At 51.2% G+C, this 295-nt stretch carries 1 protein-coding gene; it reads right to left on the reverse strand.

Annotated elements, in window-relative coordinates; all coding sequences use genetic code 11:
• Positions 1-295: FAD-dependent oxidoreductase (locus tag ACWPAB_RS15475; protein WP_331242981.1), on the reverse strand; the 295-nt coding region annotated here is incomplete at both ends.

A 295-nucleotide genomic window follows, 5' to 3' on the forward strand; every position in this document is an offset into this window, starting at 1 on the left:
CGTGATTTTAGTCAGTTCGACGTTAGGATGAAAATGAATCCCGGTCTTGGCAAGCAATGGTTTTAAAGCTTCGGTAGCGACTTTGGGGAATGCCCGTAACAACCGATCAGAATGACCGATGATATGCACATCCGCGCCAGCCGCTGCAGCGATGTTGGCCAGTTCGACACTGACATAACCGGCTCCGATGAAGGCAATGCTGGTTGGTAACTGATCAAGGTCCAGAAAATCCCGACTCGTTTTAAGCAGATTGGCCCCAGGGATGTCCGGATAACGAGGCGTATGCCCAGTTGCA

This window comes from Lacticaseibacillus sp. 30, assembly GCF_053819265.1.